Annotated in this window: 16 protein-coding genes and 1 pseudogene; 9 read left to right on the forward strand and 8 right to left on the reverse strand. The window is 59.3% G+C overall.

The features are described from left to right. Positions 1 to 88 precede the first annotated feature (88 nt). Complete coding sequence (gene oprI / locus HBJ59_RS01195) at positions 89 to 340, forward strand: outer membrane lipoprotei OprI (RefSeq protein ID WP_003172710.1); 252 nt, start codon at positions 89 to 91, stop codon at positions 338 to 340. Between the two features lie 132 nt (positions 341 to 472). Here oprI and HBJ59_RS01200 read toward each other — a convergent pair whose 3' ends face one another. The 3 genes from HBJ59_RS01200 to HBJ59_RS01210 form a co-directional block, all read right to left on the reverse strand. After that, positions 473 to 1,441 carry a L,D-transpeptidase family protein gene (locus HBJ59_RS01200; RefSeq protein WP_076017333.1) on the reverse strand — a complete coding sequence of 323 codons (969 nt, stop codon included), beginning with the start codon at positions 1,439 to 1,441 and terminating at the stop codon, positions 473 to 475. A gap of 72 nt (positions 1,442 to 1,513) precedes the next feature. After that, entirely contained in the window at positions 1,514 to 1,807 is a 294-nt protein-coding gene (locus HBJ59_RS01205; protein WP_003218723.1) for a hypothetical protein, read from the reverse strand. 58 nt (positions 1,808 to 1,865) lie between these two features. After that, positions 1,866 to 2,471: an arylesterase gene (locus HBJ59_RS01210; RefSeq protein ID WP_076017332.1), complete on the reverse strand. Its 606-nt coding sequence runs from the start codon at positions 2,469 to 2,471 to the stop codon at positions 1,866 to 1,868. Between the two features lie 10 nt (positions 2,472 to 2,481). Here HBJ59_RS01210 and HBJ59_RS01215 point away from each other — a divergent pair, with 10 nt between their 5' ends. Next, positions 2,482 to 3,165 (forward strand): ABC transporter ATP-binding protein, encoded by a 684-nt coding sequence (locus HBJ59_RS01215; protein WP_010176179.1) that lies wholly within the window; start codon positions 2,482 to 2,484, stop codon positions 3,163 to 3,165. Then, on the forward strand, positions 3,165 to 5,675 hold the full coding sequence (locus tag HBJ59_RS01220) for an ABC transporter permease (protein ID WP_167662560.1): 2,511 nt from the start codon (positions 3,165 to 3,167) through the stop codon (positions 5,673 to 5,675). Before HBJ59_RS01215 ends, HBJ59_RS01220 begins: the two co-directional genes overlap by 1 nt. A gap of 46 nt (positions 5,676 to 5,721) precedes the next feature. On the opposite strand, the gene greB is transcribed toward HBJ59_RS01220, so the two are convergent. Together greB and HBJ59_RS01230 are read right to left on the reverse strand one after the other, a co-directional pair. Next, complete coding sequence (gene greB / locus HBJ59_RS01225; protein ID WP_008437752.1) at positions 5,722 to 6,195, reverse strand: transcription elongation factor GreB; 474 nt, start codon at positions 6,193 to 6,195, stop codon at positions 5,722 to 5,724. Between the two features lie 148 nt (positions 6,196 to 6,343). Continuing rightward, the gene (locus HBJ59_RS01230) at positions 6,344 to 7,543 is read right to left on the reverse strand and encodes a hypothetical protein (RefSeq protein ID WP_167662561.1); all 1,200 of its coding nucleotides are present in this window, start codon (positions 7,541 to 7,543) and stop codon (positions 6,344 to 6,346) included. A 322-nt stretch (positions 7,544 to 7,865) separates the two neighbouring features. Here HBJ59_RS01230 and HBJ59_RS01235 point away from each other — a divergent pair, with 322 nt between their 5' ends. From HBJ59_RS01235 to HBJ59_RS01245, 3 genes are read left to right on the forward strand one after another with little or no spacing between them, the layout of a single operon-like run. Further along, positions 7,866 to 8,789: an ABC transporter ATP-binding protein gene (locus tag HBJ59_RS01235; RefSeq protein WP_076017329.1), complete on the forward strand. Its 924-nt coding sequence runs from the start codon at positions 7,866 to 7,868 to the stop codon at positions 8,787 to 8,789. Further along, a complete protein-coding gene (locus HBJ59_RS01240; protein ID WP_167662562.1) occupies positions 8,786 to 9,511 on the forward strand; it encodes an ABC transporter permease in 726 nt (241 codons plus the stop codon). The genes HBJ59_RS01235 and HBJ59_RS01240 overlap by 4 nt, the downstream gene beginning before the upstream one ends. 15 nt (positions 9,512 to 9,526) lie before the next feature. Then, positions 9,527 to 11,332 (forward strand): Gldg family protein, encoded by a 1,806-nt coding sequence (locus tag HBJ59_RS01245; protein ID WP_167662563.1) that lies wholly within the window; start codon positions 9,527 to 9,529, stop codon positions 11,330 to 11,332. A 4-nt stretch (positions 11,333 to 11,336) separates the two neighbouring features. Here HBJ59_RS01245 and HBJ59_RS01250 read toward each other — a convergent pair whose 3' ends face one another. From HBJ59_RS01250 to HBJ59_RS01260, 3 genes are all read right to left on the reverse strand, one after another. Then, positions 11,337 to 11,645, reverse strand: coding sequence for a hypothetical protein (locus HBJ59_RS01250; RefSeq protein ID WP_076017326.1), 309 nt, complete (start codon positions 11,643 to 11,645; stop codon positions 11,337 to 11,339). 255 nt (positions 11,646 to 11,900) lie between these two features. Further along, positions 11,901 to 12,335 carry a DoxX family protein gene (locus HBJ59_RS01255; RefSeq protein WP_167662564.1) on the reverse strand — a complete coding sequence of 145 codons (435 nt, stop codon included), beginning with the start codon at positions 12,333 to 12,335 and terminating at the stop codon, positions 11,901 to 11,903. Positions 12,336 to 12,438: 103 nt separating this feature from the next. Next, positions 12,439 to 13,860 (reverse strand): transglycosylase SLT domain-containing protein, encoded by a 1,422-nt coding sequence (locus HBJ59_RS01260; protein WP_076017324.1) that lies wholly within the window; start codon positions 13,858 to 13,860, stop codon positions 12,439 to 12,441. A gap of 238 nt (positions 13,861 to 14,098) precedes the next feature. Here HBJ59_RS01260 and HBJ59_RS01265 point away from each other — a divergent pair, with 238 nt between their 5' ends. The 3 genes and pseudogenes from HBJ59_RS01265 to HBJ59_RS01275 form a co-directional block, all read left to right on the forward strand. After that, on the forward strand, positions 14,099 to 14,905 hold the full coding sequence (locus HBJ59_RS01265) for a TatD family hydrolase (RefSeq protein ID WP_076017323.1): 807 nt from the start codon (positions 14,099 to 14,101) through the stop codon (positions 14,903 to 14,905). Between the two features lie 96 nt (positions 14,906 to 15,001). Further along, a complete protein-coding gene (locus tag HBJ59_RS01270; RefSeq protein ID WP_076017322.1) occupies positions 15,002 to 16,483 on the forward strand; it encodes a methyl-accepting chemotaxis protein in 1,482 nt (493 codons plus the stop codon). Positions 16,484 to 16,590: 107 nt separating this feature from the next. After that, positions 16,591 to 16,848: pseudogene (locus tag HBJ59_RS01275) on the forward strand (terminase); the annotation flags it as partial. Positions 16,849 to 16,852: the final 4 nt, after the last annotated feature.

Raw genomic sequence — 16,852 nt, forward strand, 5'->3', positions numbered from 1 at the left:
ACTACAAGTAATGGGTAGTATGTACGCCGGCTATTAGCTCACTCTGAGAGAATAGTCATTTAATAGAAAGTCCTTGAAGGGGAACACGATGAACAACGTTCTGAAATTCTCTGCTCTGGCTCTGGCCGCAGTTCTGGCTACCGGTTGCAGCAGCGTCTCCAAAGAAACCGAAGCTCGTCTGACTGCAACTGAAGACGCAGCAGCTCGCTCCCAGGCTCGTGCAGACGAAGCCTATCGTAAAGCTGATGAAGCTCTGGCTGCTGCTCAAAAAGCACAACAGACTGCTGACGAAGCTAACGAGCGCGCTCTGCGCATGCTTGAAAAAGCAAGCCGCAAGTAATAATCCTTCGGGGTTGTTATCAAGCCGGTCCATTCTTGGATCGGCTTTTTTTTGCCTGCAATTCGGCTGGATTCCAGACAATAAAAAACCCGTCACCGCGCGAAGCGACAACGGGTTATGGATCCTGCAGGTTTATTGCTGCAGATCGACCGGCGTACTCGACACCATTGGCGCCCCACCCGGTACACCGATTTCCGTCGGCAAACCGTCTTCGGCGGCAACGACGTCACGCACCTGGTCCCAGTTGACCCGCAGGTTGTTGGACAAGTCTTCACGCTTGAGCAAAGCGTTGATGACCGCAGTGTGCTTGTCCACGACCGAGGGAGTGCCATCGTCGTTCAACGGCGTATGCGCCTCCAGGTAAACCTTGCCACCGGCTGCGCCGAACTTGTAGGCATCGTTGATAATCCGCACCGACGTCCCTACCGGCACCATGTCGGCCATTTCCAGCACGTTGTTGTTGAACATGCGGAAGCAACCGTGGCTGGTACGGGTACCGATGCCGAACTTCATGTTGGAACCGTGGATCAGGTAGCCGGGCGTGCCCAGGGTGAACTTGAACGGCCCCAACGGATTGTCCGGGCCAGCCGGCACCACGTTCGGCAACGGGTCGCCATTGGCGGCGTGTTCGGCCTTGATCGAGGCTGGCGGGGTCCAGGTCGGGTTCGGGATCTTGCCCGTGATCGTGGTGTGAGCCACCGGTGAACCCCAGCCTTCACGGCCAATCCCCAACGGGAACGTGTACACCACGTTCTGACCCTTGGGATAGTAATAGAGCCGGTATTCCGCCAGGTTGATCACGATGCCTTCACGCGGGCCGGGCGGCAGGATGAAGCGCGTCGGCAACACGATCTCGGTACCCGCCCCCGGCAACCAGGCATCGACGCCCGGGTTGGCCGCGACCATCTCCGAATAGCCCAGGTCGTAGGTGGTGCCCAGGTCAGCGAAGGTATCTTCGTACTTGGCCTTGATCACCTGGACCTGGCCAACGATATCTTCACCCGGTGGCGGCAAAGGCAACTGCAACGCTGCAGCGGAACCGGCCGCGCAGATCGCAGCAAGAGACAGGCAGCAGGTGACGGCGGAAAGGCGCGACAACATCCGGGAATTCCTTCGCAGATCGACGGGTAGTAAAAAATGGATTGTACACGGCTGCCCGGCGGGCACCCATATTCAAAGTTCGAAGCGCAGCTCTGGCCAGATCGGCGGTGTACCGCGCTTTTGCGACTCGAGGATCGCCCGGCACAGAGGGCACAAACGCTGGTCCTGGAAGATCGAGCGATCCACCGACGACCAGCGCGGCTGGGCAGGCAGTAACGTACCGCAGAGGGTGCGGTCGATCGACCCGCCCAACTCCAATTGACGCGTCACCAGATGCACCCGGACTTCCTGGCAGGCGAACAGATCCAGCTGTTCGTCAGGCTCGATCAGTTGGTAGGCAAACAGGGACCAGGCAGGACGCGACATCGGGGGCTCCAAATCGGGGGGGCGCCACCTTAGCCGAAAGACCGCTGCTAGAAAAGCGTCATAGCAGTGGTTTTAGCGTTGGCCAGACATTTTCCAGCAACTTGCCCTGCGCGCCAACCGCCGGGTGCAATTGGTCAGCCTGCATCAGCTCCGGATGACCACCGACGCCTTCAAGGAAAAACGGCACCAGCGGGACGCTTTTTTCCTTGGCCAGGGCCGCGTAGACATTGGCAAACGCGGTGGTGTATTTCGGCCCGTAATTAGGCGGCAACTGCATGCCTAACAGCAGCACCTTGGCACCGCTGGCCTTGGACTGGTCGATCATCGATGCAAGATTTTGTTTCAATTGCGCGGGGGGCTGCCCACGCAGGCCGTCATTGCCGCCCAGCTCAATGATCACCAGGTCTGGCTTATGCTCTGCAAGCGCCGCCGGCAGCCGCGCCAGGCCTCCGGCACTGGTGTCGCCGCTGATGGAGGCGTTGACCACTTTATCGTCGAAACCTTCGCTCTTGAGCCGTTGTCCCAACAACGCTACCCACCCTTTGCTGGTATCCAGTCCGAAACCGGCACTGATACTATCGCCAACGATCAGGACTGTACCCGCCGCTGCGTTCTGGGCCATGCACATCAAGGCCAGGCCAGCACTCAAAAACCACATTCGCATTGGATTCTCCATGGGCGCAAGCATTCTCACCGCGCGAAACCTTAGCAAAGTGGTTCCCAGCGCGGAAGGTGAACTGACTATCCTGCACGAACTGAGCCTGGAACTGAACAAGGGCGATAGCCTGGCTATCGTCGGCGCCTCCGGTTCCGGCAAATCCACCCTCCTCGGCCTGCTGGCCGGCCTCGACCTGCCCAGCAGTGGCGAAGTCACCCTCGCAGGCCAAGCCCTGAGTACCCTCGACGAAGACCAGCGTGCGCGCATCCGCGCCGAGCACGTGGGGTTTGTATTCCAGTCTTTCCAGTTGCTCGACAGCCTCAATGCACTGGAAAACGTGATGCTGCCGCTGGAACTGGACGGCCGCAAGGACGCCCGCGAGCGTGCCAGGCACCTGCTGGAGCGCGTCGGCCTGGGCCAGCGCCTCACTCACTCACCGCGCCAACTCTCGGGTGGCGAGCAGCAACGGGTAGCGATTGCCCGGGCGTTTGCCGCCGAACCGGACGTGCTGTTTGCCGACGAACCTACCGGCAATCTCGACAGCCACACCGGCGAACGCATCAGCGACTTGTTGTTCGAACTCAACAAAGAGAGCGGCACGACCCTGGTGCTGGTGACCCATGACGAGCGCCTGGCACACCGCTGCCGCCGCCTGATCCGTCTTGAAGCCGGCCTGATGGTCGCGCCCCTGGAGCCTTGATGGCACGCTTGCCCTTTTTGCGCCTGTTCAGCCTTGCCCTTCGCCAGTTGCTGCGCGATGCCCGCGCCGGCGAACTGCGCGTGCTGTTCTTCGCCCTGCTGGTGGCCGTCGCCGCCAGCACCGCCATTGGCTACTTCGGCGCACGCCTGAACGGCGCCATGATGTTGCGTGCCACGGAATTCCTTGCCGCCGACCTGGTGCTGGAAGGCAGCTCGCCCGCCCGTACCGAACAAATCCAGAGTGGTACCGAACTGGGCTTGCAGCACGCCAGGGTGGTGGAATTCTCCAGCGTGATTGCCACCGACAACGGCATCCAGCTGTCCAGCATCAAGGCGGTCAACGACGAGTATCCGTTGCGCGGCGAGCTGAAGAGCGCCGCAGAACCCTTCGCCGAAGAAACCGCCGGGGGTGGTCCCAAGCCCGGTGAAGCCTGGGTGGAGGCACGGCTGCTGACGGCACTGAACCTGAAAATCGGCGACAGCATCGACGTCGGCATGAAGACCCTGCGCCTGGCCCGCGTGCTGACCTACGAACCGGACCGCGCCGGTAACTTCTATAGCCTGACACCCAGGGTGATGATCAACCTGGCCGATCTCGAGGCCACCGGCGTGGTGCAGCCAGGCAGCCGCGTCAGTTATCGCGACCTCTGGCGCGCGCCCCAAGGCGGCACCGTACTGCAAACCTATCGCGACCTGGTCAAGCCCGGCCTGGCTGCCAACCAGCGGCTGCAGGATGCCCGGGACGGCAACCAGCAGATCGGTGGCGCACTGGGCAAAGCCGAGCGTTACTTGAACATGGCCAGCCTGGTGGCGGTATTGCTCTCGGGCGTGGCGGTGGCGCTGTCGGCGAACCGCTTCGCCAGTAGACGCTTTGATGCCAGTGCCTTATTGCGCTGTCTCGGGCTGTCCAGGCGCGAGACCATGTTGCTGTTCAGCCTGCAATTGACCGTGCTGGGCCTGCTGGCCAGCCTGACCGGCGCCCTGCTCGGCTGGCTCGCGCAATTGGGGCTGTTTGCGCTGTTGCATGACCTGCTGCCGGCGGACGTTCCACCCGGTGGGCTGTTGCCAGCGATTGCCGGGATTGGCACCGGGCTGGTCGCCCTCGCCGGTTTCGCCCTGCCGCCATTGGCCGCGCTGGGGCGCGTGCCTCCGCTGCGGGTACTGCGACGCGACCTGCTGCCGATCCCTTCCAGCACATGGATGGTCTACGGTGCCGCGCTGTTCGCCCTGGGCCTGATCATGTGGCGCTTGAGCCTCGACCTGGTGCTGACCTTCGCCCTGCTGGGCGGCGGCGTGATTGCCGCGCTGATTCTCGGCGGCCTGCTCCTGCTGCTGTTGCAGAGCCTTCGACGCCTGCTGGCCCGGGCCTCCCTGCCCTGGCGCCTGGGGTTGGGCCAGTTGCTGCGTCATCCCTTGGCGGCAGCGGGCCAGTCCCTGGCATTCGGGCTGATCCTGTTGTCCATGGGCTTGATCGCGCTGCTGCGTGGCGAACTGCTGGACACCTGGCAAAACCAGTTGCCCAAGGACGCCCCCAATTATTTCGCGCTGAACATCCTGCCCGCCGACAAAGACACCTTCGGCGCACGCCTGCTGGAATTGCAGGCGCAGTCTGCACCGCTGTATCCGGTAGTGCCGGGCCGATTGATCAGCATCAATGGCGCCCCGGTGCAGGAAATTGTGAGCAAGGACTCCAGCGGCGATCGTGCTGTACAGCGCGACTTGAGCCTGACCTGGGCCGCCGACCTGCCGCCAGGCAACAAGCTGACGGCGGGTTCCTGGTGGACGGCGCAACCCACCGACGAGATTCCCGGCGTCTCGGTGGAGGCCAAGGTCGCTGACAGCCTGAAACTCAAGCTCAACGATCATCTGGTATTCACCGTCGGCGGGGAAAACCGTGAAGCGCGGGTCACCAGCCTGCGGGAAATCAACTGGGATAACTTCCAGCCGAACTTCTTCATGATCTTCCAGCCAGGCACCTTGAAAGACCTGCCTACCACCTACCTGACCAGCTTCTACCTGGCGCCCGGCCATGACCAGCAGATCGTCGACCTGTCCCGGGCCTTCCCGGCAGTGACCATCCTGCAAGTGGAGGCGCTGCTTGAACAGCTGCGCAGCATCCTCGCCCAGGTCACCCTGGCGGTGGAGTACGTGCTGTTGTTTGTCCTGGCTGCGGGGATGGCGGTGTTGTTCTCCGGGCTCCAGGCAACCCTTGACGAGCGGATTCGCCAAGGTGCCCTGCTGCGGGCGCTGGGGGCGGAGCGCAAGTTGCTGGTCAAGGCGCGGCGTATCGAGTTCGGGCTGTTGGGCGCGGTCAGCGGCCTGTTGGCGGCGCTGGGTACGGAACTGGTGACACTGGTGCTGTATCGCTACGCGTTCGACCTGGCTTGGCACCCACATCCGTGGCTGTTGCTGCTGCCGGTGATCGGTGCAGTGCTGATCGGCGGTGCCGGCGTGTTTGGCACTCGCCGCGCGCTGAATGCCAGCCCGTTGACGGTGCTGCGCGAGGGCTGAAAACGCAAATGGCCCGCCCTCTGCCAAGAGGGCGGGCCATCCGTTGTTACTTCACATATTCGATGGCAGTGATCCACCAGCACACTTCGCCGCTCGGGGTCTGCACGAGTGCCTCGTCATCCACCTCTTTGCGCAGCAACGCGCGGGCCATGGGTGAATCGATGGAGATGTAGTCCATGCGTTCATAGATCTCATCGTAACCCACGATGCGAAAGCGCTTGGTCTCGCCCTGTTCGTTTTCAATCTCCACCCAGGCACCGAAGAACACCTTGCCTTCCTGCTCCGGCATGTACTCCACCACGCGCATGTCTTCCAGGCGCTTGCGCAAATAGCGCACCCGGCGATCAATTTCCCGCAGCAGTTTCTTGTTGTACTGGTAGTCGGCGTTTTCGCTCCGGTCTCCAAGGGAGGCGGCCCACGTGACTTTACGGGTGGTATCAGGACGCTTTTCTCGCCACAGGTAATCAAGCTCCTTTTTCAGGGCTTCATGACCTTCTTTGGTAATCAGCTTAGTGCTCAAAAGCTCTACATCCCCTGGAAGTTCCAATGTTCAGACCCGCTGCCGCATCAGGCACAACGCATTTGACGCTCAATGTCAGCGGTGGAGGTCGATGATAAATGAACACAGGAAAGTAGCCAGACCCGCCGATGGATTCCAGCAATCAGCGTCAATCTGCATCCGACTGGAGTAGGCGACTTACAGGCTGGCTGTGTGCTAACTCACTCAGCCGTGCAAGAGACTCGTCCAGGGTTTGAAACGCGGCACTCAGGTTTTCCCGCAGGATAGGCAACTGAGACAGAGTCGCCGTCAGTTGTTGCTCTTTTTGACTAACCGCCCGTTCACGGTTGTGCACCTGGGCTTCCTCGCTCTCCAGGCCGCGCGCACGCTCGTCCATTCGACGCTGCTCTGCCTGGTTTAACGCCGAGCAATCCGCCAGATGCTCCTCCCGGGTCGTCAGCGTGCGGGTCAACAGTTCCAGGGAGGCCTCTTTTTCGGCAACTCTCTCGGCACTCCGTTGACTCTCCTGCTCAACCTCGACCTTTTCCTGGCGCAGCTCGAGACGTAACTGCTCAAGTGCTTCCTCCTGCTTGAGCACGCCGAGCTTTTGTTGTGTCAACTCTTGCGCCAGTCGGGAAAGATTGGCCAGCGTAGTGTCCACCTCGAACAATGAGGGCGCTTCATGCCGGGCGGGTTCAGGCTGCGGCGTTGCCGGTGCCTGCGGTGGCGGTGGCGGTGGCGCGGCGACTACCGGCTCGATCGGTGGCGCAATCAGTGGCTCGGTTATCTCGAACGTATCCGCGGGTGCCTGTGGCACCGGTTCGGACACTGGCGGTGCAGGCTCCGCAGGGTCCGCGGCCCTCTGAGGAGAAATCATCCTTGAGGAGAAACGAATCGACGGGACAATCAATGAATTGCTTTCGATGGCGGGCAAACCGGGCGCCGACGTTCCCAGGGTAATGACCTTCATCACAAGAGATTTCTTGATCGTCAACGAGTGATGATCCTCAGGCCTGGCGGGGGGCAACTTGCAGCCTTTCAGATCAACGAAATGATAAGGAATGTGGGCCTCGCCGGCACTTGCGGATTTGGTCCCGGGCGCAGCGGCAAGCGTCAGGATTTGCTTGAAGACACGGGTCGCGGTTTGCAGGTCTTCCTTGGAATCTATCGCCCCCAGAAAGTACCGTTCGGATTTTTTGCGCAGCGCTGCGATGTATACCCGTGAACTACCGGGCTCTGTCTCTTCATCCAGACTATAAGCAAGGAAGTTCGAAGCGATCTGAGCCACCGCAAAACCACACAGCAGTGCACCGTTGACCGGCGCATCATGCCCGGATTGTTCTAGAACAAGGGTACGTAGAAGCAGCATGACGTTCAGGCTCCATTTCAAATTGGCAGAACTTCAAATACACGCCAAATAAACAACGACAGTAATTAAAGCATCAAATGCCTAACAATTGTTTCAGCGAGACATAGCTTGACACGTAGGACTTATCTTATTCAGCCCCCTTAATGTTTCCAAGACCGCCTATTGAACGTACCATTTTTTAAAATGTAAGACACCGGACACGCGCACAACAAAAATATTTCAAATTTTGACTTTTCGACCAATCACAACCTGCCGCTCATGCAGGTTAATCGAGGCTTCGACTTAACCGAGCCTTGCCATATCCATCCAGTAGAAAAGCATAATGATCGAGATAACGAGCCTGACAAAAAAGATGGGCGGGAAAGCTATCATCCAGGACTTTTCATTTAGTGCCCAACCTCAGGAATGCCTGGGACTGTTTGGAAATGATGGTGCGGGAAAAACAACTCTCATCAAAATGCTAGCAAGCTCGATTCTCCCCTCTTCAGGCCATATAAAAGTATTCGGTCACGATATTACCCTCAATACACTCCACGCAAAGAAAGTCACGGGCTACCAGCCAGAATGTCTGAGTCATGGCGCAATGAGTGTAACGGGCTTTCTCGGTTTTATTGCCGGCATACGCGGATTCCGCGGCGCGGAAAAACGCAAGATGATTGACCGCGCAGTCGCACGGCTTGAACTGGGGCGGATACTCAAATGCCCGGTCGATACCCTCCCGGCAGGGTTGAAACGCAAAGTAGCCATCGCCCAGGCAATCCTGCATGACCCCAGACTGCTGTTGCTCGATGAGCCAACGGAAGGTCTGAATGCCGAGCAAAAACACAAGGTCAGAATGCTCATCAAGTCGCTGAACGACGAAATGACGATTATTGTCGCGTCCCGAATGCCCGAAGAACTGGCCAGCATTTGCAACCGGGCATTGGTGATCGCCAACGGCCGATTAGTGGCAGACATGCCCCTGCCCGAACTGCAGCGCAGTTCCCGTCATTACCAGGCAGTCACCCTTGCCGCTGACACGCCGCTGGACCTACTGGCCCTGGCGGTATTGCCCGGGGTCGCCGGCATCGAGGAAGACCACGAGATGCCCGGCACAGTGACCGTACTCGCCATGCCGGGGCAAACCATTTACCCCCATATCAACGCACTGATCACTCACCGCCGCTGGAAAATCAATGCCCTGAAACTGGAGCCCGGACGCCTGGATGACGTTATCCATCACATGCGCCAGGAGGCATCGATTTGAAACTTTTACCGGTGATCATCAAGCGTCAACTTGCCAGTTATTTTTCGGCCCCCGTCACCTACCTGAGCACTGCAGTTTTCCTGACAGCCGCCGCTGCATTTGGCTTTCATACAAGCCAACTTTTGGAACAAAGCAGCGTCGACTTGCACGGATTCTTCCAGTTACACCCATGGCTTTACTTGCTGTTGACCCCTGTGCTTTCCACTCAACTTTGGGCAGACGAGCACACGGCCGGCTCCATGGGCTTCATGAAAACCCTACCCGTCACTGGTTTCGAAATGGTTATCGGAAAGTTTTTGGCGGCCTGGCTTGTTTCTGGCATTGCCTTGCTATTGACCTTTCCAATCGTCATCACCGTCAACTATTTTGGAAATCCGGATAACACCGTCATTGCGTCCCAATACTTGGGAAGTTGGCTATTGGCTGGAAGTTATCTGTCGGTGGGCGGTTTTATCTGCGCACTGACGCACCATCGTCTGATCATATTTACAGTAACACTTTGTCTGCTGCTGGTCGCCAGCGGACTTTCTTCTCTACTTGACACCATAGAACATCAAGCACCGATCTGGCTCGTTGACCGTATCATCTCCCTGAGCCCGTCAACGCGCTTTGACGCTATTGACCAAGGGGTACTGGCTCTTCAAGACAGTTTGTACTTCATCAGCATAATCGTCGCCTTTCTTGCCATGACGACCATTGCCCTGAATGTCAGAAACGCTTGAGAAGGACACGCTACGATGAGATCGCCATTAAGTGCCAGCATCACAATTAGCATCCTGCTATTACTCTTTCTCGCTTTTAATCTGGTATGGGCGCTTAAACTTCCAACTGTGCGGTTTGATTTCTCAGAACATAAAATTCATACATTGTCCGACCCTGTACGGACACTGCTCGCTTCACTGGAGCAACCGGTTGATCTGTATTTTTTCAACTCAAGCCACCCTCCGCAAAAATCCAATGCCGTGAAAAGCTACGGTAAACGGGTGGAGTTGTTGCTCAAGGAGTATGAAAAAGCGGCAAAGGGCAAAATCAACCTGCACCTCATCGACCCCAAGCCTTTTTCGGAAGATGAGTACAAGGCGCGGTTACTGGGGCTTGACGCCCAACAAGGATTCTTCGGCTTGGTCGGTACCAGCGCGGGTCATGGGCCACATAGTATCGAGGCGTTCAGCCTGGCCCGGGAGTCGCTGCTGGACTATGAGATCAGCCATTTGCTTCATAAAGTGCTCCACCCGGAGCAGCCGGTGATAGGCCTGATAACCCTGCTGCCAATGGACGGCGAACGGGATGAGCGCAGCGGCGTGAATACGCCTCCTTGGCAGTCATTGCAGGCGATGCGCCGCCAATTCAATCTCGTGAGCCTGGAGCCAGGCATCGAGAAAATCCCCGAACACATCAGAACCTTGATGGTGGTGCACCCCGGCAAACTGCCTGAGCAAACCCTGTACGCGATCGATCAGTTTGTATTGGGCGCCGGCAAGCTGATGATGTTTATCGACCCGCTTGCCGGGCTGGAGCCCAGCGCCACCGCCCCGGAAAACCCCAGGCTGGAAGCATTGCTGACCGCCTGGGGCATCCAGATGACCGCGGATAAGGTAATCGCCGATCATGACTACGCCACTCAAGTGATCATGACCACAGGTCAGCCGGCGGTGCGCCATCCCGCTGCGTTGTCCTTGTCCCGCCAGACGATGACACAGGATGACTTAAGCACCTGGAAACTCCACAGCGTCAATGTCTTGAGCAGCGGTGCGCTGGCGCCCACCAAGAAAAGCCGCATGACCTTCACCCCGCTGCTGCAAAGCTCCGGGCAAGCGGCCCTGTTTAATGCTGAGCGTTTTGCCCTGCCGGCGCAGTTCGATTCTCTGATCAATGAAGCCGCCGCTCGTGGTCAGCACCAGGTGATCGCCGCACGCGTCGAGGGGCCCGCCTACTCCGTCTTTCCTGACGGGATCAGCGGGGGTGAACCCGGCTTGCAAAAGTCTGCGCACATTCATGTGGTCGTGGTCGCGGACACTGATCTGCTCAGCGATCGTGTGGCCGGAATGCTTCATGACAACGATGCGCCGAGTGATCCCTCGTCAGATAACGCCATGTTTGTCTTGAATACCCTGGATAACCTGGCGGCGCCTGACACCCTGATGAACATTCGCCCCCGCGCAGGTGGCGGTCGATCACTGCAGGTGTTAAGGGCGATGCGCGAAGACGCGGCACGGGCCTTCCAGGAAAAGTCCGCGGAACGGGCGCAACGCCTGGAGCAAACGGAAAAGGAATGGCAATTGCTGACCCCCCGAACGCTTTCTCCAGGCGCTCAGGCGGTAACCTCCGACGTATTGCTGCAAGCGCTCAACAAGGAGCGTTTGCGAATACCGATGGAAATTCACGCGCTGAAGGTTCAGTCATATGCCCAGGTTCACGCGTTGGAGCGCAACGTGAAGCTGCTCAATATCCTGCCTGTACCGCTGATACTGTGCTTGATTGCGTGGGGTATCTTCCTGCTGCGCCGCCGTCGCCAGTACCTGCCTCCAGCGGCATTTCACTGAGAATTCAACGCCGGGCTATCAGCCCTTGTCGGGCAATCCGGGTCAACTGGCGTATGACTTCGCCCGCGTCGCTGGCACTGGGGGCTTGAATAACGGCCAAGTCAAAGCTGTTGGACGCAAAGCGCGCAAGGGAGTCGCCGTCTTCGACGAACTGGATCAAAAAGGCTGAAGGTCGCCCCGTGCGGCGTGGCCAACCATCCAGATAACGCAGTAGCGTCGGCTGGTGCTTGCCGCCCAAGAGGATTTTCGGATTGCGTTGGGTAAGGTCCGCGGTGATCGGGGCTAGGCGTATAACGGGGCGTAGTGCATTCATCGTGTCGTGTCTCTGCCTCAAAAGTCTGCGGGCAGGTGAGAGGCAACACCGAACCAGCGCTTTAGCGGAATTTCGAAGCTGGCCCATGGCTCTGGCTTCTGTCGGGACTGTGATCAGTCACCCGTGGCGCCCCGCAATTAGCTGTTTAAATCGGCGCATGGGCAACATCCTAGAGAAGCCTGTAGGGCGGTGTCAAGAATCCCGAGCAACGAAAAGGCCCGCACGGGGCGGGCCTTTGAAGGGGTTTACGCGGTATCAGTGAATGATGGCGCGGTCGGCAGACAATTTGCCAGCACCTTCCGACAAGACCGCCAGCGTACCGCCCAGCAACGCCAGGGCGAACTCGTAACCGTTGTTGGCCATGAACAAACCGTTGTGGATATGCACCGAGAAAATCGCCACCAGGGAAATGATCGACAAGCCCAACGCCGCAGGCCGCGCCAGCAAGCCGATGATCAGCGCCAGCCCGGCGAAGAACTCGGTACCACCCGACAACAGCGCCATCAAGGTACCCGGCGCCAGGCCGATGCTTTCCATCCACTGGGCAGTGCCCGCCAGACCGCCACCGCCAAACCAGCCAAAGAGCTTCTGCGAACCGTGGGCGGCGAAAATGATCCCGACAAAAATCCGCAGAACCGTCAGGCCGTAGCCGGCGCGGGTGGAGAGGATGCGGGTGATCAATGGGCTCATGCTGATAATCCTTTTCGATGTAGGGGTTGGTTGGCCGCTATATTAATCAGTTTAAGCAATGATAAAAGCCGATAAAACGGCTAATAACAATCTAATTAATAGATTATTTACGAGAGGCGACTCGCGGCGCTGCAGGCTCCAACGACTCCCGTTCCCGATCAAACGCCAGGTAATACTTGTTCACGCTATTAACATAGCTGACGCCACCCATCCCCACCTGCTCCATGGCAATGCGCTCGACCTGGAAAAACCATTGGTTTGGGTTAAGCCCGCGCCGCCGCGCTTCGGCACGCATTCCCTGGACCCGCTCCGGCCCCATGTTGTAGGCCGCCAGCACAAACGCCATGCGCTCGCGTTCGTTGAGCTTGGGGCTTGAGAAAAACTTGCGCCGGATCATCGCCAGGTACCGCGCGCCCGCCTGCACATTGCTGTCCAGGCTCTCGATGTTATTGACCCCAACCCGCTGGGCCGCCGATGGCGTGATCTGCATCAGCCCCGTGGGGCCGCCACTGCTTCTGGCGCCGGGGTCGAGGGCAGACTCCTTGAACGCCAGCGCGGCCAGGTTCAGCCAATCCATGCCCTGCTCACGGGCATGCTTTTGCAGCACTGGGCGCAGTTTTTCCAGGCGCTGTCGATCGGCACGGGCCAGCGGATAACGCACTTGATACAGGCGGCGGTAGATACGCTGGAATGCCACGTCCTGGTCGGACGGGGTGTGGTAGGTCTTGAGGAAACGGTCAATGCTGGCCCGCAGCATCGAAGCATCCTGGCGCACAAACCAATATTCTTCACCCGGCTCGCTGATGGCTACTTGCCGGTCAAACCGCAGCTTGGGCAGGATCTTCGCCCAGCGCTCGGCAATCGGTCGCTCGACAATCGTCAGGTGAAAAATCCCGGCCTGGACCATCTCCAGCACATCTTCCACTGCCAGGCTGGGGTCGACCCATTCCACCTTCACCGGCGGCAACTTGTGCAGCGCCAGCTTCTGGTTGACCTGATTGATCGCGTCCGACGCGGCACTGCCCGTGGTCAAGGCCAGCGTGCGCCCGGACAATTGCTCAAGCTTGGTAAACCGCCGCTCGCCCTTGAGCCCTACCAGCCACAACGACACATCGCTGGCTATCGGGTCGCTGGCGGCAATCTTGTGGGCGGCCTTCACGTCTAGCAATTCGCCGGGGGCTACCAGGTCGCCCTCGCCACGGGCCAATGCGCCAATCAGTTGATCCTTGGCTTTGGGAATAATTTTGAGGTTGATCTCTTCACCGTCACGGGCGTGACCGTTGAGGTATTGCTCGAAAGCGCGCAGGCGGTGGTATTCAACACCGATGGCCTGGCCCTGGACTTCACCGGAACTGTTGCGACTCTGGTTGACCAACACCCGCAAGGTGCGGCTGCTGCGGATCTGCGCAAGATCCCGGACCTTGCCGGGCTTGATCACCTCCAGCGGGCCGTCCAGACGCGCAACCGCCGCGATGGGCAGCAGTAACGTCAGGCACAACACAAGCAACGCCGAGGGTCGGATCATCCGCTCTCCGGAAGAAAGAATACTGCCCATTGCTTCGCGAAAAACGAGGCGTTGGGGGACAGAAACAGAGCGCCATGAGCGCAGGCTTTGGGCGCAAGGGTGGCACGGCAGATGGCGACAAACCAAACACGGTGTTACTTGCGACTTTCAAAGACAGCTTTAACTCGTTGTAGTTCTTGGCTTTTCTTATAAATCTACAGCTCTGATATGCTTTCCGACCGCAGGCGGAGGTAGCACCATGCAACTCATTGATATCGGCGTCAACCTGACCAACCCAAGTTTCGACGAAAAGCACCAGGCCGTTCTCGACCGTGCCTACGCCGCCGGGGTGAGCCAATTGGTGCTCACCGGCACCAGTGTCGATGGCAGTGAACAGGCCCTGGAACTGTGCGAACAACTGGACGAAAGCGGTCAACGCCTGTTCGCCACTGCCGGTATCCACCCCCACTCCGCCAGTGACTGGAATGCCGAAAGCGCCAGGCGCCTGCGCGGTCTGCTCAAGGAAAGTCGTGTGCGGGCGGTGGGTGAATGCGGGCTGGATTTCAACCGGGATTTCTCGCCGCGCCCCCAGCAGGAAAAAGTCCTCGAAGAACACCTGGCCCTGGCCGTGGAACTGAAACTCCCGGTTTTTCTTCATGAGCGTGACGCCAACCAGCGCCTGCTGGAAATCCTGCGGGACTACCGCGATCACCTGTCGGCTGCCGTGGTGCACTGCTTCACCGGCGAGCAGCGTGCTTTATTCAGCTACCTCGACCTGGACCTGCACATCGGCATTACCGGCTGGATCTGCGACGAGCGCCGTGGGACGCACCTGCATCCGCTGGTCAGGGAAATTCCCCGTGGACGTCTGATGCTGGAAAGCGATGCGCCCTACCTGCTGCCACGCACCTTGCGACCCAAGCCGAAAAACGGGCGCAACGAACCCGCCTATTTGCCGGAAGTCCTGCGGGAAGTCGCCTTGCACCGCGAAGAAACCGTGGAAGACCTGGCGCAACACAGCACCGCCTGCGCCCGGGCCTTTTTTGGATTGCCTGTGCCGGATTGACGCGGCTCATTGACCCACATCAAAACCCGGCGCCTCGATAGCGGCACAATAATGGCACCTTGCCAATGCTGTTTCCGCTATCAGAGAAAACCTTCCATGGGTGCCTGGCTTAGCAACATCTCGCTTAAATACAAATTCTGGGCCGTAAACGCGGTCGCCTTCATCACTACGTTGCTGCTGGTGTTGTACGCCGTGCAGCTCGAACAACAGGCCCGCAGCCAGGCCTCCCAGGCTTCGGCGCAAGCCCAGGCGCACTTGCTCAGTGCCTGGCCGGCCGGCCAACCGCTGCCTAAGGGCGAGCACTGGCTGACCTATGCCAAGGGCAAAGTCCCACAACTGGGCGACGAGGATCTGTCAGCCCTGGCCACCGCCAGTGGCTGGGTGGACTTCAATCACATGCCGTTGTTTGGCGAAAACCCGCTGATGGGCGCCGAAGTGATCGCTCGTGCAGACGGCCAGCAGGTCGCCGTGCTGGCCTACGGACCCAGCTTGAGCCAAGTGTTCGAAGAACGGTTCGCGAATTACGCCGTGGCGGTGATGATTCTGATGCTGGCCATGCTCGGCGCCTCACAGCTGCTGATCCGCTTTCTGCTCAGCCAGCTCAACACCTTGAAAGACGTGATGCTGCACGTCGAAAAAACCGGCGACCTCTCGGCCCGCGTGCCCCTGGCTTGTAAAGACGAGGTCGGGCAGATGGCTACTGCCTTTAACGCGATGCAAGCGGGTTATCAGCGCGTGGTCAACACCGTCGCGCGCACCGCCAAGCAACTGGACGACGGTGCCGCACGCCTGGCCAGCAGTATGAACGAGGTGCAACACGGCATGCTCGGCCAGCAAAGCGAAACCGACCAGGCCGCCACCGCGATCAACGAGATGACCGCCACCGTCTACCATATCGCCCAGCATGCCGGCGCCACCCGCGACCTGTCCCAGACTGCCGACACCCTCGCCGGCAGCGGCCAGGAAGTGGTCAGCCGGGTGCAGCGCTCGATTGCCGGGCTGTCTACCGGCGTGCAGCAGACCGCCGAAATGATCCAGAAACTGGCCGAGGACAGCCAGAAAATCAACAGTGTGGTCGGGGTGATTCACAGCATCGCCGAACAGACCAACCTGCTGGCCCTCAACGCCGCCATCGAAGCGGCGCGGGCGGGCGAAATGGGTCGGGGGTTTGCCGTGGTCGCCGACGAAGTGCGCAACCTGGCCAAGCGGGTGCAGAGTTCCACTGATGAAATCACCCGTATGGTGTCCGCCCTGCAAGCCGGCACCCGGGACGCGGTGGACTTTATGCAGGAAAGCTCGTTCAAGGCCGACGACTGCGTGCAACAGGCGCAAGAGGCCGGGATCGCCCTCGCTGAAATCACCGGAGCCGTGGCGCAGATGCGCGAGAGCAATACGCAGATTGCCGTGGCGGCCGAACAGCAAAGCCACGTGGCCGAGGAGATGAATCGGGCGGTGGTGAGCATCCGTGACGTCACCGAGAACACCGTGCAACAAACCGTGGACTCGGCCACCACCAGCAATCAGCTGGCGACCCTGGCCGGGGAACTGAGCAAGGCCATCGGACAATTGAAGCTGTAAACCCGAATGAAAGGCTATGGCCCCCATAGCCATCCTTGATTCGCCGCCCCGCCCTGCCCGTCCTACACTTTGTTCAAGATGTTTCAACGGACAGAGGAATCACGATCATGGGCAAACGTCATCCGAATCTCCCCGCCTGGCAATGGCGCACCCAACCGCAGAATCATCAGCATGCAACCAATCAAGTGCTGCAGCTGCTTGCGCTGCCACTGTTGGTGATCGGTTTTCTGTTGATGGTCTCCGGGGTATTCAGCGAGAACCTGGCGAGTGTGGCCATCGGTGTTGTCGGCATTCTGGCCGCACTGGCGCTGCAGCATCACGGTCGCAGCCTGGAGGCACGCGCCAGCGATGCCTCCAACGATCAACACC

This window comes from Pseudomonas sp. AN3A02 (genome assembly GCF_011765255.1).
Taxonomy (GTDB): Bacteria; Pseudomonadota; Gammaproteobacteria; order Pseudomonadales; family Pseudomonadaceae; genus Aquipseudomonas.

Bases quoted from the DNA above. Each gene is read 5' to 3' on its own strand.
- HBJ59_RS01235 (WP_076017329.1), top strand. From the start codon at position 7,866: ATGATCGAGATAACGAGCCTGACAAAAAAGATGGGCGGGAAAGCTATC.
- HBJ59_RS01220 (WP_167662560.1), top strand. From the start codon at position 3,165: ATGGCACGCTTGCCCTTTTTGCGCCTGTTCAGCCTTGCCCTTCGCCAG.
- HBJ59_RS01200 (WP_076017333.1), bottom strand. From the start codon at position 1,441: ATGTTGTCGCGCCTTTCCGCCGTCACCTGCTGCCTGTCTCTTGCTGCG.
- HBJ59_RS01260 (WP_076017324.1), bottom strand. From the start codon at position 13,860: ATGATCCGACCCTCGGCGTTGCTTGTGTTGTGCCTGACGTTACTGCTG.
- HBJ59_RS01215 (WP_010176179.1), top strand. From the start codon at position 2,482: ATGGGCGCAAGCATTCTCACCGCGCGAAACCTTAGCAAAGTGGTTCCC.
- HBJ59_RS01230 (WP_167662561.1), bottom strand. From the start codon at position 7,543: ATGCTGCTTCTACGTACCCTTGTTCTAGAACAATCCGGGCATGATGCG.
- HBJ59_RS01250 (WP_076017326.1), bottom strand. From the start codon at position 11,645: ATGAATGCACTACGCCCCGTTATACGCCTAGCCCCGATCACCGCGGAC.
- HBJ59_RS01245 (WP_167662563.1), top strand. From the start codon at position 9,527: ATGAGATCGCCATTAAGTGCCAGCATCACAATTAGCATCCTGCTATTA.
- HBJ59_RS01205 (WP_003218723.1), bottom strand. From the start codon at position 1,807: ATGTCGCGTCCTGCCTGGTCCCTGTTTGCCTACCAACTGATCGAGCCT.
- oprI (WP_003172710.1), top strand. From the start codon at position 89: ATGAACAACGTTCTGAAATTCTCTGCTCTGGCTCTGGCCGCAGTTCTG.
- HBJ59_RS01265 (WP_076017323.1), top strand. From the start codon at position 14,099: ATGCAACTCATTGATATCGGCGTCAACCTGACCAACCCAAGTTTCGAC.
- HBJ59_RS01270 (WP_076017322.1), top strand. From the start codon at position 15,002: ATGGGTGCCTGGCTTAGCAACATCTCGCTTAAATACAAATTCTGGGCC.
- HBJ59_RS01210 (WP_076017332.1), bottom strand. From the start codon at position 2,471: ATGCGAATGTGGTTTTTGAGTGCTGGCCTGGCCTTGATGTGCATGGCC.
- HBJ59_RS01255 (WP_167662564.1), bottom strand. From the start codon at position 12,335: ATGAGCCCATTGATCACCCGCATCCTCTCCACCCGCGCCGGCTACGGC.